Source organism: Arthrobacter sp. CJ23, from assembly GCF_024741795.1.
In the GTDB taxonomy this organism is placed as follows: Bacteria; Actinomycetota; Actinomycetes; order Actinomycetales; family Micrococcaceae; genus Arthrobacter.
This window is the reverse complement of sequence record NZ_CP102950.1, coordinates 1,896,603-1,919,518: the sequence shown is the minus strand read 5'-3', so window position 1 is coordinate 1,919,518 and position 22,916 is coordinate 1,896,603. Positions and strand designations below refer to the sequence as shown.

Below are 22,916 nucleotides of genomic sequence, written 5' to 3'. Positions count from 1 at the left end.
GGGACCTGACCACCCAGAATGTACACACGTTAAAGCAAAACCCCCTCTGACGAGGGGGTATGCCGTGCCCGAGGTGGGACTCGAACCGGACTCCGGGCCTTGCAAACACTGGGATCCCGCGGAAACATGCGGAATCCGGTCCGATCCGGTGCCGGTACGGCGCAGTCCGAGGGCCAAGGTGTGCACATTGTGCACACCCTCTTTCTTGCCTTGCGGCGACACCCCGGCACACGCTAGCGACCATCGTCCCACCACGACGAGCCACCAGTATCGACACGGCCGAGCCACGACATTCGGCCACCAACCGAGGGTCCAGACACATCACACGCGCCCCCTTCCATCCGCCGGCGAGTTCCTACTCAGCTCATGGGGCATTGGACGACACAGGACATGACCGCCCCCAACCGAACACGAGGTCTGCCCAGCAATGATGTTCGTGTCACCATTCGGTGACATACTGGATACAGCACAGGAGGATGCCATGACGTTGGAAACCAGCATCGACTCGCCCGCAGCAGCGGGCGCCATCATCCGCGCCCGCCGCACAGCCAAGGGGCTTTCCCAGCAGACCCTCGCCGACACGGCTGGGGTGTCCCGGAAATTCCTCATAGATCTCGAAGCCGGCCACGACCGCGCCGAACTCGGCAAAACCCTGGCCGTCATGGCCGCCCTCGGCCTGTCCCTGGCCGCCACAGATCCCATCCCTCACGGAAGCGACCACGACCCGGCACGACGGGACTACGCGGCAACATTCACCCGCCTCATCGCCGAACGGGATTTTGAGTTCGCCATCAAAATGCTCGCCGACTACGCTAACGCATCCCTCACCGTCGGCACGCCGCTGCTCCAGCGCAGCCCCCGACTCAAAGACCCGCATTGGTTAGCGGCCCTCGCCGGCATCACCAACTACACCGCACACCGTCTCGGCCAACCCGCGCCATCCTGGACGCGACGGATCAAACCCCTCGACCAGGCCTGGATGCCAGCAGAGTCCTACCGGACAATCCGCACACCCATGAAAGAACTCACCCGCACCGAGACCCCGCCGGAACTCGCCGCGTTGAACGTCTTCATCCGCGAACGCAGCCTGGCCACCGCATGACCGGCGGAGAACTCACGGCCGCGCAAATCCGGGCACTCCTTCACGAACTCGGCCGACGCCTGCAGGCCGTCGGCGCTCACGGCGATGTTAAACTCGTGGGCGGTGCCGCGCTCATCCTGCAGGGCATCGGCAACCGCCCCACCGCCGACATCGACGCCAGCTACGCCGACAAGACCACTGTCGACGCCGTCGTCAGCGAGATGGCAGCGGACTACGACCTCGCGCCCGACTGGCTCAACTCCAACGCCTCAGCCTTCATCCCCGACGACGCCACCTGGGTCGAACTCGAACACCTCGACGGACTCACCATCCAGGCCGCCGACACAGAAACGCTCCTGGCCATGAAAATCGCCGCAGAACGGGACAAAGACACTCTCGACATCGCCCGCCTCCTGCGCCGGCTCAACATCACCAATGCCAACGATGCCGTGGACCTCGCCTACGACAAATACGGCGAGCACTCCATTCCACTGGCCGCAGGCCGGGACAACTACCTCATCGTCGTCGACGACGCACTCGACGCGGCCGCCGCCCTCGAGCCCGAAGCCGGAGAGTAGTCTGAGCGGACAGGCCCGCGACCATCAATCGCCTGTCCTACCATCCGTCCATTCTCTCTGCTTGCAGGGCCCGTGGCGCCCAAGCTTGGCATCGGTGCCGGGGCGCTGCGCCGGTTGTTCCGAAAGCCGATCCTTCGAAATGTTTCTGTCTGGGCTATCGCCTATGTGGCATAAGCGGGTGGGACCTCATATTCGGTAGCCCACGGGAGGAGCTTCGGGGCAGGGTGCGGCCCGTCGGATAGCCAGTCGTTGCTGATCTCTGTGGCCTTGGCGGCGTGCAGAACAAGCTGGGCAGCGAGAGCTGAACCGGTGATTCTTGCGTAAGCGATAGCGGTTTCGCCGACGGTCTCTGTGTGCTCGAGGAGCGGCAACAAATGTGCAGAGGTGACGTTGCTGAGCTCCCCGACGCGTTCGCCATTGAGCCGGACCTCGACAAATAGTCGCTCGGTACCGTTCCTAAGAGTATGGATCGCTTTGTGGAGGCTGACCAGCAGGAGGCCGACCCCATCCGGGGGCACGTGGTTGAAGAGGATGTCGAAATGGTTCTCTTCCTTGAGTACTTGAATCGCCGATCCCCAGGGTACAAGAGTGGCGACGCCCGTCGGGGCCTCGTTGAGCGGGGCGATCAGCCCCGGCTCAGGCAGCGCGAGCGTGACCCGGGCTTGAAGCCGGTCGCCGTCGTCGTACGCCCAGATGCGAGCCGTCGTAGCTGCAGTGAGCCCACTCGCGATGATTCTCCGGACAGGCTGCGCGTAGCGGAGCGCGTCTTCACGACTGAGATAGCCGAGGACATGATTCCGCCATCGAACGCTGATGGCATTCGGGTCATATGGGTTGTCCGGCTCGGCCACGAGTTCGACTTGAAGGCCTTCAACTTCACTGTCGCTCCGTACGGCGCCCGGCCTCTTACCGGCGCGCAGCGCGGCTTTGATCGCCTTCCCGTAGGCGTGCTCGCCGACGACTTCGACGTTCGGCCATTCCGAACGGCCGAGCGAGACCTGATATAGCCCCTGGACTGAGGCATAAGGGCGTGTGACCGGCGAAACTGGCTCATCAGTCTCAACAGCTACCGACTGGGGCTCGGCGTAATTCGCAGGTGCCTCAATCTGAACTGCAGGACCTGCGATTCGTTGGACGGCACTGACGGGACTCGCCACCCAGGTCGCGTCCTCCCACGCCTGCCGGTTCCGGCGCCGCTTCCGCAACAGGAACATCAGACCCACGATCCCCGCAGCCAGCAGGAACCCGGCGGGCGAGGATACCGTCACCATAAGCACCAGCACCCCGAACAAGGTCCACTGGGCAATCGCCCCGGCCTTCTCCAGCCCCGGCACGCCGCGCCCGCCGGCGGTCAGCTTGGCCGGACTCTGACCGACACACTCCAGGACCCGCGCCCCCTGTCCCAGGGTTAGGTGCATCAGGCTCGGGCGCTTCCCCGTTGCGCGTGCGACGGTCGCGCGAACGAAGTTGCGCTGAAACTTCGATGCCGCGGCCGTCCCATCGGGCGTGAGGAGCTCCCGCCATGTCTCGTCGCTGATGATCTGACGCACGACTTCGCGGCGGGTTGGTTGGGCCACCCGGGCAGCAGGCCTCCGTGTCGAGCGGCGGCTTGAGCTGGTGCTCACGTATGAGACACCGGTTCCGGGGATCCTCACTGTGCTCGTTGTACGGCCCGTCGTGGACTTCGTCACCCGGAACGGGCCTGCCCCAATGCTCGCACTCACCCCGCGCTTCGACGCCGTGATCCGCACAGGCCCGAAACTCTTCGACTTGCGGTAACGAAACCCCAACTCGCACCCCCCAAATAGGCAATCACGAGGAACCGCTTGTCCCCGTAAGGGAGATTCTAAGCCTCAGGGACACGCGAAATGCTAGTCCGCGCCGGGGGTCGCTTCCATCGTCAGTCTAGGCAAGGCCATGTGCGCTGGCGAACGCGCACATGGCCGTCATGAAATCAGGATAGCGACCGCTAACCTGCCGCCGAGGACCCCCAACTGGACCAGGAATTCCTGGGCGCCGAACCTTTTGACACACAAGGTTTGCGATGACACCAGAGAGGCTGAGTCTGGCCAGAACGCTCCCAGGCGGCAAGCTTTGCCACCAGATGAAGCACAAATCATGTAGGTCGGCCACGCCCCCACCATGAAGAAGCAAGACCACAGAACCAGCAACCACCCAAAAAGCGAGGTACCCGGCAAACGAAAAGGGCCCCCGAAGGGGCCCATCCGAGAACATTTGTCCACACTCAGCGGCGAATAAGCCCCTGAACTGGGAAAACACGTGCCCAAGGTGGGACTCGAACCCACACACCTTTCGATACCGCATTTTGAGTGCGGCGCGTCTGCCAATTCCGCCACTCGGGCGCGGAGACACTGGAACAGAACCTACCGGCGTCGGGCTCTTCACAGAACCCAACGCTGCCTGTTGCAGTGCGCGAAACTACTCTACATGCAGATAGGCTGATTCCCAGAACCGGCCCGCCGAAGCAATAAGTCATACGCAAGGGCCGCGTGCAACTAAGATGGATCTGAACCCGCCGTACCTTTTCAAGGAGATCCCGTGACAGAACAGACGGAGTCCACGCCCGTATCCCAGCCGGCACGCCGCGTAGTCGTAGCCGAGGATGAAACCCTCATCCGGCTGGACATCATCGAGATTCTCAAGGGCGAAGGTTACGACGTCGTGGGAGAGGCAGACAATGGCCAGAAGGCCGTTGAACTTGCCGAGGAGCTCAAGCCGGACCTGGTCCTCATGGATGTGAAGATGCCCGTCATGGACGGCATCTCGGCAGCCGAGAAGATCGTCAAGGCCCGCATTGCACCGGTGGTGCTGCTGACCGCTTTCAGCCAGAAGGAGCTTGTTGAGCGCGCCCGCGACGCCGGCGCCATGGCTTACGTCGTCAAGCCGTTCACGCCCGCCGACCTCATCCCGGCCATCGAGATCGCGCTGTCCCGCCACGAGGAGATCAAGGCCCTCGAAAACGAGGTTTCCGACCTCCAGGAACAGTTCGCCACCCGCAAGCTCGTAGAGCGCGCCAAGAGCCTCCTGACCACCAAGATGGGCCTGACGGAGCCGGAAGCCTTCCGCTGGATCCAGAAGACCTCCATGGACCGCCGCCTCAGCATGCGCGAGGTTGCCGAGACCATCATCAACCAGGTCAACTAGCACCAAGCCAGCAGGCCAAGCCGATAGGGGCGGCCGGATTCCTGAACGGGATCCGGCCGCCCCTATCGTCGTCTCCGGCAAGAAGGCCGGCCGGCTCCCCCGGCCGACTCCCCAACCGCCGACTCCCCCAACGCGCACTCCCCAGGCACAAGGAAGGACCCCGCCAAACGGCGAGGTCCTTACTTGTGTTGCCTGTTGCTACGGCGCCCAGGAGGTGCGGCGGCTTAGCTTTCCGGCCAGGGGCCGACCTTCTCGCGGACGCGGTCTGCGGCACCGGTGTCGGCCAGGTCGCCCACCTTGTGGACCTTGAGCGAGTTGGTGGAACCGGCGACTCCCGGAGGGGAACCGGCAGCGATGACCACGAGGTCGCCCTCATCGGCAATCTTCATGGCGAGCAGGCTGCGGTCAACCTGTGCCGTCATTTCGTCGGTGTGGCCAACCGTGGGGACCAGCACCGGCTGGATGCCCCAGGTCAGTGCCAGCTGGTTCCAGACGTGCTCCACGGGGGTGAACGCGAAGACCGGCTTGACCGGACGCAGGCGGGACAGGCGGCGGGCCGAGTCGCCGGACTGGGTGAAGGTACAGATGTACTTGGCTTCCAGCTGGTCGGCGATCTCGACGGCGGCACGGGTGATGGCGCCACCGCGGGTCTTGGGCTTGGTGCCCAGCGGCGGAACGCGCTCAAGGCCGTGGACTTCGGTGGACTCGATAATCCGGGCCATCACCTTCACGGTTTCGATCGGGTACTGGCCCACGCTGGTCTCGCCGGAGAGCATGACCGCGTCGGCGCCGTCGAGCACTGCGTTGGCGCAGTCCGAGGCCTCGGCGCGGGTGGGGCGCGGGTTGTCGATCATGGATTCGAGGACCTGGGTGGCCACGATGACCGGCTTGGCCCAGCGGCGTGCCAGTTCAATGGCGCGCTTCTGGACGATCGGCACTTCCTCGAGCGGCAGCTCGACGCCGAGGTCGCCACGGGCAACCATGATGGCGTCGAAGGCGTCGATGATCTCGTGGAGCTGGTCCACGGCCTGCGGCTTTTCGATCTTGGCGATCACCGGCACGCGGCGGCCTTCTTCGTCCATGATTTCGTGGACGCGGGTGATGTCGGCTGCGTCGCGGACGAATGACAGTGCCACCAGGTCAACGCCACGCTTGATGGCCCAACGGAGGTCGTCCTCGTCCTTTTCGCTCAGGGCGGGGACGTTGACGGCAACGCCGGGCAGGTTGATGCCCTTGTTGTTGGACACCATGCCGCCGACGGTCACCGTGGTGACGACCTTCACGTCGTCCACCTCGATGGCGCGCAGGGCAACCTTGCCGTCGTCGATCAGCAGGGCATCGCCCACGTTGACGTCCTCGGTGAGGCTCTTGAGCGTGGTGGAGCAGATGTCCTTGGTGCCGGGGACGTCTTCGGTGGTGATAGTGAAGGTGTCGCCGACTGCCAGAGCGTGGGGACCGTCAACAAAGCGGCCAAGACGGATCTTGGGGCCCTGAAGGTCGGCCATGATGGCCACGGGCTTGCCCAGCTGTGCTGCAGCCTTGCGGACGTTTTCGTAGGTGTTGTCGTGCACGGCGTAGTCGCCGTGGCTCATGTTCATGCGAGCAACGTCGACGCCGGCTTCCAACACCGCGAGGGTGTTGTCGTAGCTGGAGATAGCCGGGCCGAAAGTTGCCACAATTTTCGCGCGTCTCATATACCTACCCTAGTAGTGTGCTGCTGGTTGAGTTGAATGGTCGTTCCTGCCGGTCTTATAAGACCGAGATGGCGCGGTCGGTGGGGGCGACCGGGGCCGGGAGAATCGTGCTGCCCATGAGGAACTTGTCGACGGCGGCTGCGCAGGCGCGGCCTTCCGCGATGGCCCAGACGATCAGGGACTGTCCGCGGCCGGCGTCGCCGGCCACAAACACACCTTCGGTGTTCGTCATGTAGTAGCCGTCGCGTGCCACGTTGCCGCGGCCGTCGAACTCTGCGCTGACCTGCTCGGTGATGCCGGCCGGTTCGGCGCCAGTGAAGCCGAGGCTCAGGAAGACCAGGTCCGCGGGGATGATCCGCTCGGTTCCGGCCTTGGGCAGGCGCCTGCCGTCCACGAATTCCGTTTCGGCAACCTTGACGCCTGTGAGCTTGCCGTTTTCGCCCACGAACTCAACTGTAGAGGCCAGGTACGTCCGCTCGCCGCCTTCTTCGTGGGCGCTGGCGACCTCGAACAGGGTGGGGAACATGGGCCAGGGCTGGTTCCCGGCACGCTCCAGCGGCGGCTGCTTGCCGATCGCCAGGGTGGTCACGGAGGCCGCGCCGTGGCGGTGGGCGGTGCCGATGCAGTCGGCGCCGGTGTCGCCGCCGCCGAGGATCACCACGTGCTTGCCCTTGGCGTTGATCTGGTTCTCCACGGTTTCGCCGGCCACCACGCGGTTCGCGGGGACCAGGTAGTCCATGGCGTAGTGCACGCCCTCCAGGGCGCGGCCCGGAATCGGCAGGTCGCGCGGCACGGTGGCACCGGTGGCGATGACCACGGCGTCGTAGCGGCGGCGCAGCTGCTCCCAGGTGACGTCCGTACCGACGGCGACGCCGGTGCGGAAGCGGGTGCCTTCGGCCTTCATCTGCTCCAGGCGGCGGTCCACCTGTTCCTTCTCCATCTTGAAGTCGGGGATGCCGTAACGCAGGAGGCCGCCGATCTTGTCGTCGCGCTCGTAGACGGCGACGGTGTGGCCCACGCGGGTCAGCTGCTGTGCGACAGCCAGGCCGGCGGGCCCGGAGCCGACGACGGCCACCGTCTTGCCGGTGAGGCGTGTCGGCGGGAGCGGCTGGACCCAGTCGTTCTCGAAGGCCTCGTCAATGATGGAAACCTCCACCTGCTTGATGGTCACGGCGGGCTGGTTGATCCCCAGCACGCAGGACGCCTCGCAGGGCGCGGGGCACAGCCGGCCGGTGAACTCCGGGAAGTTGTTCGTGGCGTGCAGGCGCTCAATCGCGTCCTCGCCCTTGCCGCGCCACGTCAGGTCGTTCCACTCCGGAATCAGGTTGCCCAGCGGGCAGCCCTGGTGGCAGAAGGGGACGCCGCAGTCCATGCAGCGGCCGGCCTGGCTCTTCAGCACACCCTTGTCCTGGGCTTCGTAGACTTCCTTCCAGTCCATGATGCGGACGGGAACGGGACGGCGTGGCTGCGTTTCGCGCTGCCGGACTTTCAAAAATCCGCGTGGATCAGCCACCGGTTACCTCCAGGATTCGAGACCATACTTCTTCGCCGTCGGGGTCAAGGCCCTCTTCGATGGCGTCGAGACGGGTTTGCAGGACTGCGGCGTAGTCGCGCGGCAGTACTTTGGTGATGCGGGCTGCGGTGTCATCGAAGTTTTCGAGCAGGCGGCCCGCCAGGACGGATTCGGTTTCCTCGACGTGCTTGACGAGGAGGCCGTGGACGATGTCGCGGTCCTCGGCGTCCAGCTCGAGGAGCTGGAGTTCGCCGGAGTCCAGCGCATCCTTGTTGACGCGGGCAGGCTGCAGGTCCAGCACATAGGCCGTACCACCGGACATGCCGGCGCCGAAGTTGCGTCCGGTGCGGCCGATGATCAGGGTCTGGCCGCCGGTCATGTACTCACAGCCGTGGTCGCCGATGCCTTCGACGACGGCGGTGGCACCGGAGTTACGCACCAGGAAGCGTTCGCCCACCTGGCCGCGCAGGAACATCTCGCCGCTGGTGGCGCCGTAGCCGATCACGTTGCCCGCGATCACGTTGCGCTCCGCCTGGAACACGTTGGTGCGGTCCGGGCGGACGATGATCCGTCCGCCGGAGAGGCCCTTGCCCACGTAGTCGTTGGAGTCGCCGAACATGCGCAGGGTGATGCCCGCGGGCAGGAAGGCGCCGAGGGACTGGCCCGCGGTTCCCTTCAGCGTGACGTCGATGGTGTCTGTGGCGAGCACATCGGTGCTGAACGTCTTGGTCACCACATGGCCCAGCATGGTTCCCACCGAGCGGTCCGTGTTGATGACGTCCACCGAGATCTTGACCGGGGTGCGGTCGCTGAGTGCCTCGGCAGCCATCCCGATCAGGCGCTGGTCGAAGTGCTTGTCCAGCTCATGGTTCTGGCCGGTCATGTTGCGCAGCGGCACATCGTCGTCGAACTCGAGCCCGTGCAGGATCGGGTCCAGGTCGAGGCCCTCGGCCTTCCAGTGGTTGATCGCCTCGCGGGAGTCGAGCATTTCGGCGTGGCCGATCGCCTCCTCCAGGCTGCGGAAACCGAGCTCGGCGAGGATTTCGCGGACTTCCTCTGCGAGGAACTCGAAGAAGTTGACCACGAATTCTGGCTTGCCGTTGAACCGGGAGCGCAGCTCGGGGTTCTGCGTGGCAACGCCGACGGGGCAGGTGTCCAGGTGGCAGACACGCATCATGATGCAGCCGGAGACCACCAGCGGCGCGGTCGCAAAACCGTACTCTTCGCCGCCCAGGAGCGCGGCGATGACCACGTCGCGGCCGGTCTTGAGCTGGCCGTCCACTTGCACCACCACGCGGTCGCGCAGGCCGTTGAGCATGAGGGTCTGCTGGGTTTCGGCGAGGCCGAGTTCCCAGGGCACACCGGCGTGCTTGAGCGAGTTCAGCGGCGAGGCGCCGGTTCCGCCGTCGTGACCGGAAACCAGCACGACGTCGGCCTTCGCCTTGGTGACGCCGGACGCCACCGTGCCGATGCCCACCTCGGATACGAGCTTGACATGCACACGGGCCGACGGGTTGGCGCGCTTCGCATCGTAGATGAGCTGTGCGAGGTCTTCGATCGAGTAGATGTCGTGGTGCGGGGGCGGGGAGATGAGCCCGACGCCGGGGGTCGAGTGACGCGTCCGGGCCACCCAGGGATAGACCTTCTGGGCCATGAGCTGGCCGCCTTCGCCGGGCTTGGCACCCTGCGCCATCTTGATCTGGATGTCTTCGGCGTTCGTCAGGTACAGGCTGGTGACACCGAAGCGGCCGGAAGCGATCTGCTTGATCGCCGAGCGGCGCTCGGGATCCAGGAGACGGTCCACGTCCTCGCCGCCCTCACCGGTGTTGGACTTGCCGCCCAGCCGGTTCATGGCGATCGCGAGGGTCTCGTGTGCTTCCTTGGAGATGGAGCCGTAACTCATGGCGCCCGTGGAGAAGCGCTTGACGATGCTGGAAACCGCTTCGACTTCCTCGAGCGGCACCGCAGGGCGCAGGCCGGTCTTGAACTTGAGCAGGCCGCGCAGGGTCATCAGGTTCTCGGACTGGTCGTCAATGCCCTTGGTGTAGGACTTGAAGATGTCGTAGCGGCGTTCGCGCGTGGCGTGCTGCAGGCGGAACACCGTCTCCGGGTTGAAGAGGTGCGGTTCGCCGTCGCGGCGCCACTGGTACTCGCCGCCGCCCAGGAGCGGGCGGTGCGGGTGCTCGATGCCGCCCTCGGGGTAGGCCATCTGGTGGCGTGCCGAGACCTCGGCCGCGATGACGTCCAGGCCCACGCCGCCCAGCTGGGAGTGCGTGCCGGAGAAGAATTCGTCCACGAGTTCCTGGGACAGGCCCAGTGCCTCGAAGGTCTGGGCACCGCAGTAGGAGGCCACGGTGGAGATGCCCATCTTGGACATGATCTTCAGGACACCCTTGCCGAGGCCCTTGATGAGGTTGTAGACGCCGTCTTCCGGGGTCACTCCCACCACTTCGCCGGTGGTGATCAGCTGTTCGACCGATTCCATGGCGAGGTAGGGGTTCACGGCGGAGGCGCCGAAGCCCACCAGCACGGCCACGTGGTGCGTCTCGCGGACGTCGCCGGCCTCGACCACCAGGGCGGTCTTGGTGCGGTTGGCGCTGCGGAGCAGGTGGTGGTGCACGGCGCTGGTCAGCAGGAGCGACGGGATCGGCGCCCACTGGGCGTTCGAGTCACGGTCGGACAGCACGATGTACTGCACGCCGCGGTTAATGGCGCCGGAAACCTGCTCGCAGATTTCGGTCAGGCGCGCACGCAGGGCCGCTTCGCCGCCTTCGGGGCGGTAGAGGCCGCGCACCTTCATGGCGACCTTGTCGCCGTCGGCGTTTTCGATGTTCGCGATCTTGGCGAGCTGGTCGTTGTTGATCACGGGGAACGGCAGCGAGATCTGCGGCTGGCGGACCTGGTTGACGTCCAGCAGGTTGCCGTTCGGGCCGATGGCGCACTTGAGCGAGGTGACGAGTTCCTCGCGGATGGCGTCCAGCGGCGGGTTGGTGACCTGCGCGAAGGACTGCACGAAGTAGTCGAACAGCAGGCGCGGGCGCTTGGAGAGCACGGCAACCGGGGTGTCCGAACCCATGGCTCCCAGGGGCTCCGCACCGGTGCGGGACATGGGACCAAGGAGGATCTTCAGTTCCTCGGTGGTGTAGCCGAAGGTCCGCTGGCGGATGTTGACCGACGCGGCCGTGTGGACCACGTGCTCGCGCTCCGGCAGGTCCTTGAGGTCGATCAGGTTGTCCTTGAGCCATTCGGCCCAGGGGTTGGCGGCGGCAACCTCGGCCTTGACCTCGGCGTCGTCGATGATCCGGCCCGAGCCGGTGTCCACGAGGAACATCTTGCCGGGGGCAACACGGCCCTTCTTGACCACCTTGGCGGGCTCGACGTCGATCACGCCCACCTCGGAGGCGAAGATGATCAGGCCGTCCTCGGTGATCCAGTAGCGGCCGGGGCGCAGGCCGTTGCGGTCCAGGGTGGCACCCACCAGGTTGCCGTCGGTGAAGGACACGGCGGCCGGTCCGTCCCACGGTTCCATGAGCAGCGAGTGGTACTCGTAGAAGGCACGGCGGGCCGGGTCCATCGTGGCGTGGTTTTCCCAGGCCTCGGGGATCATCATCATGATCGAGTGCGTGATGGGGCGGCCGGAGAGCCACAGCAGTTCGGCGACCTCGTCGAAGGAGGCCGAGTCGGAAGCACCCGGCGTACAGATCGGGTAGAGCTCTTCCGGGGTGTCGCCCAGCAGCGGGTTGGCCAACTGCGACTGACGGGCGCGCATCCAGTTCCGGTTGCCCTTGACGGTGTTGATTTCACCGTTGTGGGCGATGGTGCGGAACGGCTGCGCGAGCGGCCACGACGGGAAGGTGTTCGTGGAGAAGCGCGAGTGGACAATCGCGAGCTTGGTCTTGAAGCGCTTGTCCGAGAGGTCCGGGTAGAACGGTTCCAGCTGCGCGGTGGTCAGCATGCCCTTGTAGACGATGGTGCGGGAGGACAGCGAGGGGAAGTAGACGCCGAACTTGTTCTGGGCGCGCTTGCGGATGCGCCAGGCGCGGGAGTCGATCTCGTTGCGCTCCAGCTGCTCGCCGGTGGCCGAGGCGAAGAAGGGCTGCGAGAAGTACGGCATGCAGGCGCGTGCCATGGCTCCGACCAGGTCGGCCACCACGGGGACTTCGCGCCAGCCGAGCACGGTCAGGCCCTCGTCGGCAGCCAAGGCTTCGATGCCGGCCTTGGCCGTCTCGGCCTCACGGGTTTCAGCGGGCAGGAAAGCCGTTCCGACCACGTACTGGCCGGGAGCCGGCAGTTCGAATTCGGTGACGGCACGGAAGAACTCATCGGGAACCTGCATGAGGAGCCCGGCGCCGTCGCCGGTGCCCTCGTCAGCGCCCACGGCGCCACGGTGCTCGAGGTTGCGAAGGGCAGTCAATGCCGCTTCCACGATGTCGTAACCCGGTTCGCCACGGAGCGTGGCAATGATGGCCAGGCCGCAGGCGTCCTTTTCCTTGTCCGGGTTGTACAGACCCTGGGCCTCCGGAAGCGCGGCGAAGCGCTTGAACGGAGAGATGGTCCCCTCGGTGCCGGCCTTTTCGGACCAACCGGGGTTATGAAGATGGGTCATGGAAGACGTCCTTCCTCGTGATAGTGCGTTGGAAGGGACAACGTTGGCCCCACTTTGCCCCACCCTGTGACGGGCACAACAAAGCGCTTATTTATTGGAATTGTAGGCCAGCAGCACACACGCAACGAACAGTTACGTGCCCACGGGCCTTGGCTTGACCGGGGGGCAGCTATGTGCCCGATCCGGAATGCCGGGGTGCCACGCCATTGTGGACGGCGGGCCCAGCGAGTGGTGACTCTGCGGCCCTCTGCCGGGCTCGACTACTTGGTGTCGTCAGCTTCCGGTGCGGATCCTGGCATTTTGCCGCCGGGAACTCCAGCCGTTCCCGCATCCGGCGTACTACCGGCCGCGGGTTCCTCAGCTGCTTCCCGGGGCTCGACAAAGTGGCCTGGATCGCTTTTCTCATCTCGGAGATTACCACGCGCACCCTCCCCGGAAACAGATCCGCCCGCATCGTGGCCAGTGACGCTGCTCACTGCGGCGCCCTCTTGGGGAGCCTTTTCGGGGGCCTTTTCTGCGCCTTCCGGAGCGGCGTCGGGCCCATGCCCGGGCAGGTACGCGGTGTCCGGCTCCGGCCGGCCCTTGAGGCCCAGCACGATGAACACGGCCAACGCCACCACGAACACGAGGATGCTGGTCCAGACGTTGAGGCGGGTGGTGATGCCGAAGAGCGTGATCTGCTCGGCGTCGTCGATCCGCAGGGCTTCAATCCAGACCCGGCCCAGCGTGTAGTACATGGCGTAGAGCCAGAACAGGCGTCCGCTGCGGAAGTGGAACCTGCGGTCCAGGACAAGCAGCAACGCGACGCCAACCAGGTTCCACAGGGATTCATACAGGAACGTCGGATGGAACAGCGTGTCTGTGGGCATGCCGGAGGGGAAATTGGCGTTGGCGGGATCGATCTGCAGGCCCCATGGCAGGGTGGTGGGGGCACCGAAGAGCTCCTGGTTGAACCAGTTGCCCCAGCGGCCGATCGCCTGGGCGAGCAGCAGGCCCGGGGCCGCCGCATCAAGGAAAGCCGTGAGCTTCACGCCGGCGCGGCGGCAGCCGATCCAGGCACCGAAGGCGCCGAGCACTACGGCGCCCCAGATTCCCAGGCCGCCGCGCTGGATCTGCGGGATCAAGGAGAGGTCGCCGGTGCCGTCGAAGCCGGGACCGAAGTAGGCGTCCGGCGAGGAGAACACGTGGTAGAGACGGCCGCCGATGATGCCGAAGGGAACCGCCCAGATGGCGATGTCCCACAGGCTGCCTTCGGGCGTGCCGCGGCGCTTCCAGCGGGCGGACGTCAGCCACAGGCCGATGACGATGCCCGCCAGGATGCACAGGGCGTAGGCGTGGATACGCAGAGTCCCCCACGGCAGCGGAATATCGAATCCGGACCAATCAGGGCTCGGAATGCTCATGGGAGCCATTGCCGCTACGTGGAGGACTGTCTGCATGGGTTGCGTTCTTCCTTGTTCCTAGGCGTCAGCGGCTGCCCGGCCGAGGCCGGCGCTGAGGTTCTTGGTGAGCTGCCCGACGGCGTCCACGCCGCCGTCGCGGATGGCCTCGACGAGCGCGGTGCCGACGATCACGCCGTCGGCGTAGGCTGCGATCTCGCGGACGTGGTCCGCGTTGGAGACGCCCAGGCCGACGCAGACGCGTTCCGCGCCGGCTGCGTGGGTGTCTGCGACGACCTTCTCGGCGCTGCTGCTGACGGACTGGCGGGTGCCGGTGACGCCCATGATGGAGACGGCGTAGACGAAGCCCCGGCTGGCCTTGACGGTCATGGCCAGGCGTTCCGGGGTGGACGACGGCGCCACGAGGAACACGCGGTCCAGGCCATACTTGTCCGAGGCGGCAAACCACTCGGAGGCTTCATCGGGGATGAGGTCCGGCGTGATGAGGCCCGCTCCCCCGGCTTCGGCCAGGCGGCGGGAGAATTCGTCCACGCCCATGCGCATGACGGGGTTCCAGTAGGTCATGACCAGCACGGCGGCGTCGGTGGCCGCGGTGATGCCGGCCACCACGTCGAAGACGCTGGCCACACGGAAGCCGTTGGCGATCGCCTCGGTGGTGGCCGCCTGGATGACGGGGCCGTCCATGACGGGGTCCGAATACGGGATGCCGATTTCGATGAGGTCGGCGCCGTTGCGGGCCATGGCGATGCCGGCGTCGATGCTTGCCTGCACGCTGGGGTATCCGGCCGGAAGGTAGCCGATCAGCGCGGCGCGGCCCTGGGCCTTGGCGCGGTCGATGGCCGCGGCGGACTTGCTGGTGGTCTGTTCAGTCATCAGTTCTGGTCCTCGTTGACGTCTGCGGCGCCGGCTTCCGCCGCGCGCTCTGCCGGGCCCTTGGGCTTGCGGGTGGAGAGGGTGGTGCCCTTGACGTTGCCGTCCTCGTCCAGCATTTCGAACCAGGCCGCCGCCGTCTCGACGTCCTTGTCGCCGCGGCCGGAGAGGTTCACGATGACGATGGTGTCCGACGGCGTGGCCTTGCCCTCGGTGAGGCGCTGGCCCACCTTGATGGCGCCGGCCAGGGCGTGCGAGGACTCAATGGCCGGGATGATGCCCTCGGTGCGGCACAGGAGGCGGAACGCGTCCATGGCCTCGGTGTCCGTGATGGGCTCGTAGGTGACGCGGCCGATGTCGGCGAGGTAGGAGTGCTCGGGGCCCACGCTCGGGTAGTCCAGGCCGGCCGAAATCGAGTGCGATTCGATGGTCTGGCCGTCCTCGTCCTGCATGAGGTAGGAACGGGCGCCGTGCAGCACGCCGGGGCGGCCGAGGGTGATGGCTGCGGCGTGGCGGCCGGTGTCGACGCCGTCGCCGCCGGCCTCGAAGCCGTAGATCTTCACGGAGGCGTCGTCCAGGAAGCTGTGGAAGATGCCGATGGCGTTCGAGCCGCCGCCGATGCAGGCGCAGACGGCGTCAGGCAGCTTGCCGGTCTGCTCGAGGATCTGGGCGCGGGCTTCCTCCCCGATGACCTCGTGGAAGAAGCGGACCATGGCCGGGAACGGGTGGGCTCCGGCCGCGGTGCCGAGCAGGTAGTGGGTGTTCTCCACGTTGGAAACCCAATCGCGCAGGGCGTCGTTGATGGCGTCCTTGAGCGTCTGGGATCCGTTGGTCACGGGAACCACGGTGGCGCCCAGGAGCTGCATGCGGGCCACGTTCAGTGCCTGCCGGCGGCAGTCCTCGGCACCCATGTAGACCACGCATTCGAGGCCCAGCAGGGCGGCGGCGGTGGCGCTGGCCACGCCGTGCTGCCCGGCGCCGGTTTCGGCGATGACGCGGGTCTTGCCCATGCGCTTGGCCAGCAGGGCCTGGCCCAGGACGTTGTTGATCTTGTGCGAGCCGGTGTGGTTGAGGTCTTCGCGCTTGAGGAAGATCCGGGCCCCGCCGGCGTGCTCGGAGAAGCGCTTGGCCTCGGTGAGCAGGGAGGGGCGGCCCGAGTAGTTCTTGTTCAGGTCCTTGAGCTGGGCGAGGAACCCGGGGTCGGCCTTGGCCTTCTCGAAGGTGTCCTGGACTTCGTCGAGGGCCGCGATGAGGGACTCGGGCATCCAACGGCCGCCGTAGCTGCCGAAGTACGGGCCCGCGGCGTTCCGCAGCGAAGCGCCACCTTGCAGGAATGCGTCGGCCGCATTCTCTTCCGAGTTGGCTGTTGGCGCGTCCACCATCAGTCTCACCGTCCTGTTCCAGTTATCGATCGAATAAGTTCCAGTTGCCGCGAGGCAGCCGCGGGCATCAATGTCCGGGCTGCCTCGTGGCGTGCGCCGTGCTTAGGTACGCCGTGCTTGGCGTACACCGTGCCTGCGTGCCGCGTCAGTTCCTGACCGCGATGGCCGCTGCGCCGGCTGCCTTGAATTCCGCGATGCGCTCACGCGGCGTGGCGTCGCTGACCAGGGCCTCCCCCACCAGGATGGCGTTGGCTCCCCCGGCGGCGTAGTGCGAGACGTCGCCGGCCCCGCGGACGCCGGACTCGGCCACGATCACTGCCTCGGCAGGAATCAGGCCGGCCAGGGAGCCGAAAAGCGAACGGTCGACGTCGAGCGTCTTGAGGTTGCGGACGTTGACGCCGATGATGCGCGCCTGCGCGGCAACGGCACGTTCGATTTCCTCTTCCGTGTGGGTCTCCACCAGGACGTTCATGCCGAGTTCGTGGCTGAGCGCGCTGAACTCGTTCAGCTGCGCGTCGGAGAGTGCGGCAACGATGAGCAGGATGAGGTCCGCGCCGTGGGCGCGGGCTTCCCAGATCTGGTACTCGTCCACCGTGAAGTCCTTGCGGAGCAAGGGGATCCCGACGGCGGCGCGCACCGCGTCAAGGTCCGCCAGGCTGCCGCCGAAACGGCGCTGTTCGGTGAGGACGCTGATCACGGAGGCTCCGCCGTCGGCGTACTGCACGGCGAGGGACGCCGGGTCCGCGATGGACGCAAGGTCTCCCTTGGACGGGCTGCGGCGCTTGATCTCCGCGATGACCTTGAGCTCGTCCCGGCTCGGCGAGGGGCCGCCGAGGGCGGTCCAGGCATCCAGGGCCGGCGCTGCTGCCGCTGCACGGTCCTTCAGTTCCGCGAGGGAAACCAGGCCGCGGCGGGACTCCATGTCCTCCCTGACACCAACGATGATGTCATCAAGAACCGTCACGGTCAGTGGCCGGAGTTCTTCAGCTTGCTGCCGCCCACGCCGTAGCCGGCCTTGCGCATGGCCCAGCCGGCCAGCAGGCCGATGACCATGACCACGAGGCCGCCGATGAAGACCGGGGTGCTGGCGATCACGTAGGCGATGGAGGAAACCAGTGCGCCGACCAGCATGACAATCACGCAGGTCCAGGCTGCCGGGCTGTTTCCGTGGCCGATCGCGTCAGCGTGGCTGGCGGTGGTCACGGGGGCGTGGGTAGCGGGCACTGTGGTTTTGCTCATGTGGAATCTCCTCAAGACGAATACTGCTTACATTCTGCCATTTATTGACGGCGGCCGGGACATCGTCCGACGTCAGCGCCGGGAACCCCGCGTTTGTTGCGCGGGGCCGGCAAAAGCTCTGCCGGGTCGGCCGTTAGGTAGGGTCTTCCCCACGCGAAAGGCTGTCCCAGCTGTCGATTTCATCGACGGGGCCGGTACCGGCCTGCCGGGCGCCTGCCGAGACGTCGTACTTGGTGCGCGACTTCCAATGGCGGCCCGCCGGTGGGAGGACCACGGCGCACACTGCCAGCAAGGAAGCCGCGACGACGGCGAGCAGCGGGAACACGGTTGCGGTCGCCGCGGCTTGTCCGCCGGAAATCCCGGTGGCGGCGGCGATCGAGCCCTGTGCCGCGGCGAGAGGGGCGGCCAGGACGGTGGCAGCCGCTACGATGATGCCCGCCGCAGAGAGCGCGATGATCGCGGCGATGATCCACCGCGAGAACCGGCCGGCAATGGAGGCTGCCAGGCCGCCGGCCAAGGCCACCAGCGCCAGAGCCGTCACGGCCGTGGCCGCCTTGCTCCCCTGCACGTGGAGATCGCTGCTGGACGCGGAGGCCGGGTCCAGGCGGACATCGATCCAGCTCTGCGTGGTGGTACCGAAGACCGCGAGGGCCAAGAGCACCGTCACCAGCACCAGGGTGGACTTGCGCGCCCAGCGTGGGGGCCGGACGGCCGGGTTTGCGGGTGTTGCGGTGCTCATTCGGCGGGCGTCCCGCCGTCGGCGTTTCCTGCTGCGGCGCTACCGGCCGCGGGCACGGAGTCTGCCGAGATGTTGCGCAGCGAGCCTGCCGTGTGCACGGCGCGCAGCGGCGCGGCGGCCTTGTTGACGGTTTCCAGTGCTTCGGACGGTTTGTGCGAGTCCGCCACGATCCCGCCGCCGGCCTGGACGTAGGCCCGGCCTTCGCGGAGCAGGGCGGAGCGGATGGCGATGGCCATGTCCATGTCCCCGGCGAAGTCGAGGTACCCCACCACACCGCCGTAGATGCCGCGGCGGTGCGGTTCGAGTTCGTCGAGCAGGCGCAGGGCCCGGGGCTTGGGCGCACCCGAGAGCGTGCCGGCCGGGAACGTCGCCTTCAGGACGTCGTAGGCCGTGGCCTTCGGGGCGAGCTCGCCCACCACGGTGGAGACCAGGTGCATGATGTGGCTGAAACGCTCCACTTCCATGAACTGCGTGACGTCCACGGTCCCGGCAACGCAGACCTTGGAGAGGTCGTTGCGGGACAGGTCCACCAGCATGAGGTGCTCGGCGCGTTCCTTTTGGTCGGCGAGCAGTTCCGTGGCCAGGGCCTTGTCGGCCTCCACGGTCTTGCCGCGCGGGCGCGAACCGGCGATGGGGTGCGTGATGACCTCGTCGCCGTGCACGGTGACAAGGGCTTCCGGGGACGAGCCAACGATCGAGTACTCGCGGCCCGCGGCGTCCTCGAGGCTGAAGATGTACATGTACGGGCTCGGGTTGGTGTTGCGCAGCACGCGATACACGTCCAGCGGGTCGGCGCCGCATTCCATTTCGAAGCGGCGCGAGATGACCACCTGGAAGACTTCGCCGTCCACGATCGCTTCCTTGCCGCGGTCCAGGGCGGCCATGTACTTGTCCTCGTCCCAGCGTTCCTGGACGCTGGAGGCAAAGTCGACGGCGGCCGTTTCCAGCACGGAGACGGGCTGGGCCACGGGCGTGCTCACCTGTTCGAGCAGGGCCTTCACGCGGGCCACGGCATCATGCCAGGCGTCATCGACCCGCTCGGAGCTGTTGTCGAAGTTGATGGCGTTCGCGATCAGCAGGACAGTGCCGTCCATGTTGTCGTGCACGGCCATGTCGGTGACCAGGTTCAGCGCCATTTCCGGCAGGTCCAGGTCATCCTCGGGCGGGCTGGTGAGCTTTTCCCAGTGGCGGACGGTTTCCCAACCCAGGAATCCCACCAGGCCGGAGGTGAACGGCGGCAGGCCTTCGAAACGGTTGGTCTGCAGCGCGGCAACGGTGTCGCGGACGGCATCCACGGGGCTGCCGTCCACCGGCACGCCCACCGGCGGCTCGCCGATCCAATGCGCTTGGCCGTCCTTGCTGGTCAGCGTGGCGCGGGAACGGGCTCCGATGAACGAATAGCGGGACCATGCGCCACCAACGGCGGCGGACTCCATGAGGAACGTGCCTGGCTGGCCCTGGGCCAGCTTCCGGTAGAGGCCGATCGGGGTCTCTGCGTCGGCCAGGACCTTCAGCCGGACGGGGATGACACGGCTGTGGAGGGCGAGTTCGCGGAACTCTTCCAGGCCCGGGCTGATGATTCCAAGGTCCTGCATGGCTATTCTTCTCCGCCTCTGCTCAGTGGTGGTGCATCTGTGAATGTGGTGCGGGGACTAGTCCCGCTGGCCTGCCTGCTCGCGGTGGCCCGTGACGACGTCGACGCTGCGGCCGTCGAAGCAGGTCCGGGTTCCGGTGTGGCATGCGGCGCCCACCTGGTCAACTCGGACCAGCAGGGCATCGCCGTCGCAGTCGAGGGCGACGGACTTGACGAATTGCGCGTGCCCGGACGTGTCGCCCTTGCGCCAGTATTCCTGGCGGGAGCGCGAGTAGAACGTCACCCGGCCGGTGGTCAGGGTGCGGTTCAGCGCTTCATCGTCCATCCAGCCGAGCATGAGCACCTCGTTGGTATCGTGCTGCTGGACGATGGCGGCCACCAGGCCTGCGGAATCGCGCTTCAGGGCGCCGGCAATCTCCTGGGGAAGCGGGCTTCCGGGGTTGCTGGAAAGCTCCGCGGCGGGAGTGGGGCTGGGGGCAGACTGCTCAGACATCAGACCAAGTCTAGTGCCTTTCAACGGGGCGAAACTCTGCGGCGGTTCCAGTGCGCAAGAGCGGGCCTCTCGTGCTAGTTTCACAAGTGATGCATTTCGTCGATCCCTCCCGCGAAGTACTGGCCGAAACACTCCTTGCGGCCGGTCCTGACTCTGCCACGCTCTGCAAGGGGTGGCTGACCCGTGACCTTGCCGCGCACCTCTACCTGCGTGAGCGCAAGGCCTCCGTGGGCGTCGGCCTCCTGATCCCCCGCCTGGGGAAGGCCTCGGACAAGGCCACAGCCAAGCTGGCCGCCAAGCTCAAGACCGCCGAGGACTACGCCGGGATCGTGAACGCCTTCCGCGCCGGTCCCGGAGCCTTGTCGCCGCTGAAGATCAAGGCTCTCGACGAAGCCTCCAATCTCATCGAGTACTTCGTCCACACGGAGGACATCCGCCGCGCGGGCGACCGCTGGGCCCCGCGCGCACTCGATGACGAGTATTCTGACGCCCTTTGGGATGAACTGATCAAGCGTGCGGCCTTCCTGTACCGCGGCGTGGACCTCGGCATTGTCCTGGTCCGTCCCACCGGCCCCCGCCATGTTGCCAAGCGTGCCCCGGTTTCGGTGGCCATTGTCGGCGAGCCGGGCGAACTGCTCATGCACGCCCACGGACGCACGCGCCAGGCGCTGGTCACCTTCGAAGGCCAGCCCGACGCCGTCGCGCTCCTGCAGTCGGCCGACATCGGCCTCTGACCGCTTAACCAAGCAACGGGGGCCCACGCCCGCCGGGTTCCCTGTCCGAGCTTGCGAGGATAGGGGGCGGGTGGGGAGGGTCACTTACGGCCCATCATCCGTCACCGGATGGGCCGTAAGTGACCCCGCGTTGTTGTCTGCTGGGGACTAGCGGACCTCGAAGCCTGCTTCGCGGATGGCGGTCTTGACCTGGGAGATCATATCGTCCGGGCCGAAGTGGAACACGGAGGCGGCCAGGACGGCGTCTGCCCCTGCTTCGACGGCGGGCGGGAAGTGCGCCGGCTCGCCGGCGCCGCCCGAGGCGATGATGGGGATATTGACGGCCGCACGGACCAGGCGGATCAGTTCGAGGTCGAAACCGTCCTTGGTGCCGTCGGCGTCAATGGAGTTGAGCAGGATCTCGCCCACGCCACGGTCCGCGGCTTCCTTGGCCCAGGCGATTGCGTCGATGCCGGTCCCTTGGCGGCCGCCGTGGGTGGTCACCTCGAAGCCGGAGGCCGTGGGCTCGGAGCCGGGCCGGGTGCGGCGTGCATCCACGGAGAGCACCAGGACCTGCGAGCCGAAGTGCCGGGTGATTTCGTCGATGACGTCCGGGCGGGCCACGGCTGCGGTGTTGATCGACGCCTTGTCGGCACCGAAGCGCAGGAGCTTGTCCACCTCGGCCACGCCGCGGACGCCGCCGCCCACGGTCAGGGGAATGAAAACTTCCTCGGCGGTGCGGCGAACCACGTCGAAGGTGGTTTCGCGGTTGCCCGAGGATGCCGTGACGTCGAGGAACGTCAGTTCGTCGGCGCCGGCGTTGTCATAGCGGTGTGCCAGCTCCACCGGGTCCCCGGCATCGCGAAGGCCCTCGAAGTTGACGCCCTTGACGACGCGGCCGGCGTCGACATCGAGGCACGGGATGACTCGTACAGCTACAGCCATGGTGTTCTCCTGGAAATCAGATGCGGCAGGCGTGGATGCTGCTGACCAGGATGGCCCGGGCACCGAGATCGTAGAGCTCGTCCATGATCCGGTTGGTTTCCTTCTTGGGAACCATGGAGCGGACGGCAACCCAGTCGGAGTCGCGCAGCGGCGAAACCGTGGGCGATTCCAGGCCGGGGGTCAGTGCGGCAGCCTCTTCGACGAGCTCTTTGCGGATGTCGTAGTCCATCAGCACGTACTGGCGTGCCACGAGGACGCCCTGCAGGCGGCGGATGAGCACCTCAATCTCCTTGGCCGTGCCGTTTGCGGCACCGCGCTCACCGGTGCGGCGGATCAGCACAGCTTCCGATTTGAGGATGGGCTCGCCGAAGATTTCCATGCCGGCTGCCTTGAGGGTGTTTCCGGTCTCGACGACGTCGGCGATCGCGTCGGCGACGCCCAAGCGCACGGAGGATTCCACGGCACCGTCCAGGCGGACCACCTTCGCGTTCACGCCGCGCTCGGCGAGGTAGTCGCGCAGGAGGCCGTCGTAGCTTGTGGCCAGGCGCTTGCCTTCGAGCTGCTCGACGCCGGAGAAATCGCCCACGGGGCCGGCGAAACGGAACGTCGAGGCGGCAAAGCCGAGTGGAAGCATTTCTTCTGCCTCCACCTGCGCGTCCAGCAGCAGGTCCCGGCCGGTGATGCCGACGTCGAGGGTTCCCTGGCCGACGTATACGGCGATGTCGCGCGGGCGGAGGAAGAAGAACTCAATGTCGTTGTCGGGATCGACCATGACCAGTTCGCGGGTGTCGCGGCGCTGGCGGTATCCCGCCTCAGACAGCATGGCCGAGGCGGCTTCGGACAGGGATCCCTTGTTGGGGACGGCTACTCGCAGCATGGGGAAACTTTCTGGTTTGGAATGATG

Annotated in this window: 18 protein-coding genes and 1 tRNA gene; 4 read left to right on the top strand and 15 right to left on the bottom strand. The window is 66.4% G+C overall.

Annotated elements, in window-relative coordinates; genetic code table 11:
• The first annotated feature begins 481 nt into the window (after nt 1-481).
• Together NVV90_RS08485 and NVV90_RS08480 are read left to right on the top strand one after the other, a co-directional pair.
• Nucleotides 482-1,102, top strand: coding sequence for a helix-turn-helix domain-containing protein (locus NVV90_RS08485; protein WP_258440723.1), 621 nt, complete (start codon nt 482-484; stop codon nt 1,100-1,102).
• Nucleotides 1,099-1,659 carry a DUF6036 family nucleotidyltransferase gene (locus NVV90_RS08480; RefSeq protein WP_258440722.1) on the top strand — a complete coding sequence of 187 codons (561 nt, stop codon included), beginning with the start codon at nt 1,099-1,101 and terminating at the stop codon, nt 1,657-1,659. Before NVV90_RS08485 ends, NVV90_RS08480 begins: the two co-directional genes overlap by 4 nt.
• A 161-nt stretch (nt 1,660-1,820) precedes the next feature.
• Here NVV90_RS08480 and NVV90_RS08475 read toward each other — a convergent pair whose 3' ends face one another.
• A complete protein-coding gene (locus NVV90_RS08475; RefSeq protein WP_258440721.1) occupies nt 1,821-3,236 on the bottom strand; it encodes an HIRAN domain-containing protein in 1,416 nt (471 codons plus the stop codon).
• A 704-nt stretch (nt 3,237-3,940) separates the two neighbouring features.
• Nucleotides 3,941-4,022 (bottom strand) — tRNA-Leu (locus NVV90_RS08470).
• Between the two features lie 196 nt (nt 4,023-4,218).
• On the opposite strand from NVV90_RS08470, the gene NVV90_RS08465 reads away from it, so the two are divergent.
• Nucleotides 4,219-4,824, top strand: a complete 606-nt coding sequence (locus NVV90_RS08465; protein WP_207615614.1) for an ANTAR domain-containing response regulator — start codon at nt 4,219-4,221, stop codon at nt 4,822-4,824.
• 224 nt (nt 4,825-5,048) lie between these two features.
• Here the strand turns inward: NVV90_RS08465 and pyk are convergent, their stop codons facing one another.
• The 11 genes from pyk to hisI form a co-directional block, all read right to left on the bottom strand.
• Nucleotides 5,049-6,518 carry a pyruvate kinase gene (gene pyk / locus NVV90_RS08460; RefSeq protein WP_258440720.1) on the bottom strand — a complete coding sequence of 490 codons (1,470 nt, stop codon included), beginning with the start codon at nt 6,516-6,518 and terminating at the stop codon, nt 5,049-5,051.
• 55 nt (nt 6,519-6,573) lie between these two features.
• The gene (locus tag NVV90_RS08455; protein WP_258440719.1) at nt 6,574-8,031 is read right to left on the bottom strand and encodes a glutamate synthase subunit beta; all 1,458 of its coding nucleotides are present in this window, start codon (nt 8,029-8,031) and stop codon (nt 6,574-6,576) included.
• Nucleotides 8,024-12,637, bottom strand: a complete 4,614-nt coding sequence (gene gltB / locus NVV90_RS08450; protein WP_258440718.1) for a glutamate synthase large subunit — start codon at nt 12,635-12,637, stop codon at nt 8,024-8,026. Before gltB ends, NVV90_RS08455 begins: the two co-directional genes overlap by 8 nt.
• A gap of 260 nt (nt 12,638-12,897) precedes the next feature.
• Nucleotides 12,898-14,076 carry a prolipoprotein diacylglyceryl transferase gene (lgt, locus tag NVV90_RS08445; protein WP_258440717.1) on the bottom strand — a complete coding sequence of 393 codons (1,179 nt, stop codon included), beginning with the start codon at nt 14,074-14,076 and terminating at the stop codon, nt 12,898-12,900.
• Between the two features lie 21 nt (nt 14,077-14,097).
• Entirely contained in the window at nt 14,098-14,910 is an 813-nt protein-coding gene (trpA, locus tag NVV90_RS08440; RefSeq protein ID WP_258440716.1) for a tryptophan synthase subunit alpha, read from the bottom strand.
• Nucleotides 14,910-16,289, bottom strand: coding sequence for a tryptophan synthase subunit beta (trpB, locus tag NVV90_RS08435; RefSeq protein ID WP_258440715.1), 1,380 nt, complete (start codon nt 16,287-16,289; stop codon nt 14,910-14,912). Before trpB ends, trpA begins: the two co-directional genes overlap by 1 nt.
• 145 nt (nt 16,290-16,434) lie before the next feature.
• Nucleotides 16,435-17,253: an indole-3-glycerol phosphate synthase TrpC gene (gene trpC / locus NVV90_RS08430; protein WP_258440714.1), complete on the bottom strand. Its 819-nt coding sequence runs from the start codon at nt 17,251-17,253 to the stop codon at nt 16,435-16,437.
• A gap of 2 nt (nt 17,254-17,255) precedes the next feature.
• Nucleotides 17,256-17,528: an HGxxPAAW family protein gene (locus NVV90_RS08425; protein ID WP_258440713.1), complete on the bottom strand. Its 273-nt coding sequence runs from the start codon at nt 17,526-17,528 to the stop codon at nt 17,256-17,258.
• 133 nt (nt 17,529-17,661) lie between these two features.
• Entirely contained in the window at nt 17,662-18,267 is a 606-nt protein-coding gene (locus NVV90_RS08420; protein WP_258440712.1) for a Trp biosynthesis-associated membrane protein, read from the bottom strand.
• The gene (locus tag NVV90_RS08415) at nt 18,264-19,862 is read right to left on the bottom strand and encodes an anthranilate synthase component I (protein ID WP_258440711.1); all 1,599 of its coding nucleotides are present in this window, start codon (nt 19,860-19,862) and stop codon (nt 18,264-18,266) included. Before NVV90_RS08415 ends, NVV90_RS08420 begins: the two co-directional genes overlap by 4 nt.
• Before the next feature lie 57 nt (nt 19,863-19,919).
• Entirely contained in the window at nt 19,920-20,354 is a 435-nt protein-coding gene (gene hisI / locus NVV90_RS08410; protein WP_258440710.1) for a phosphoribosyl-AMP cyclohydrolase, read from the bottom strand.
• Between the two features lie 89 nt (nt 20,355-20,443).
• On the opposite strand from hisI, the gene NVV90_RS08405 reads away from it, so the two are divergent.
• The gene (locus NVV90_RS08405) at nt 20,444-21,088 is read left to right on the top strand and encodes a TIGR03085 family metal-binding protein (protein ID WP_258440709.1); all 645 of its coding nucleotides are present in this window, start codon (nt 20,444-20,446) and stop codon (nt 21,086-21,088) included.
• Nucleotides 21,089-21,235: 147 nt separating this feature from the next.
• On the opposite strand, the gene hisF is transcribed toward NVV90_RS08405, so the two are convergent.
• Both hisF and hisG read right to left on the bottom strand, forming a co-directional pair.
• Nucleotides 21,236-22,012 carry an imidazole glycerol phosphate synthase subunit HisF gene (hisF, locus tag NVV90_RS08400; protein WP_258440708.1) on the bottom strand — a complete coding sequence of 259 codons (777 nt, stop codon included), beginning with the start codon at nt 22,010-22,012 and terminating at the stop codon, nt 21,236-21,238.
• Between the two features lie 16 nt (nt 22,013-22,028).
• Entirely contained in the window at nt 22,029-22,889 is an 861-nt protein-coding gene (gene hisG / locus NVV90_RS08395; protein WP_258440707.1) for an ATP phosphoribosyltransferase, read from the bottom strand.
• Between the last annotated feature and the right edge of the window lie 27 nt (nt 22,890-22,916).

Coding starts and splice junctions, on each gene's coding strand:
- NVV90_RS08485 (WP_258440723.1), top strand. CDS start 482: ATGACGTTGGAAACCAGCATCGACTCGCCCGCAGCAGCGGGCGCCATC.
- NVV90_RS08480 (WP_258440722.1), top strand. CDS start 1,099: ATGACCGGCGGAGAACTCACGGCCGCGCAAATCCGGGCACTCCTTCAC.
- pyk (WP_258440720.1), bottom strand. CDS start 6,518: ATGAGACGCGCGAAAATTGTGGCAACTTTCGGCCCGGCTATCTCCAGC.
- gltB (WP_258440718.1), bottom strand. CDS start 12,637: ATGACCCATCTTCATAACCCCGGTTGGTCCGAAAAGGCCGGCACCGAG.
- lgt (WP_258440717.1), bottom strand. CDS start 14,076: ATGCAGACAGTCCTCCACGTAGCGGCAATGGCTCCCATGAGCATTCCG.
- trpA (WP_258440716.1), bottom strand. CDS start 14,910: ATGACTGAACAGACCACCAGCAAGTCCGCCGCGGCCATCGACCGCGCC.
- trpB (WP_258440715.1), bottom strand. CDS start 16,289: ATGGTGGACGCGCCAACAGCCAACTCGGAAGAGAATGCGGCCGACGCA.
- NVV90_RS08425 (WP_258440713.1), bottom strand. CDS start 17,528: ATGAGCAAAACCACAGTGCCCGCTACCCACGCCCCCGTGACCACCGCC.
- NVV90_RS08420 (WP_258440712.1), bottom strand. CDS start 18,267: ATGAGCACCGCAACACCCGCAAACCCGGCCGTCCGGCCCCCACGCTGG.
- NVV90_RS08415 (WP_258440711.1), bottom strand. CDS start 19,862: ATGCAGGACCTTGGAATCATCAGCCCGGGCCTGGAAGAGTTCCGCGAA.
- hisI (WP_258440710.1), bottom strand. CDS start 20,354: ATGTCTGAGCAGTCTGCCCCCAGCCCCACTCCCGCCGCGGAGCTTTCC.
- NVV90_RS08405 (WP_258440709.1), top strand. CDS start 20,444: ATGCATTTCGTCGATCCCTCCCGCGAAGTACTGGCCGAAACACTCCTT.
- hisF (WP_258440708.1), bottom strand. CDS start 22,012: ATGGCTGTAGCTGTACGAGTCATCCCGTGCCTCGATGTCGACGCCGGC.
- hisG (WP_258440707.1), bottom strand. CDS start 22,889: ATGCTGCGAGTAGCCGTCCCCAACAAGGGATCCCTGTCCGAAGCCGCC.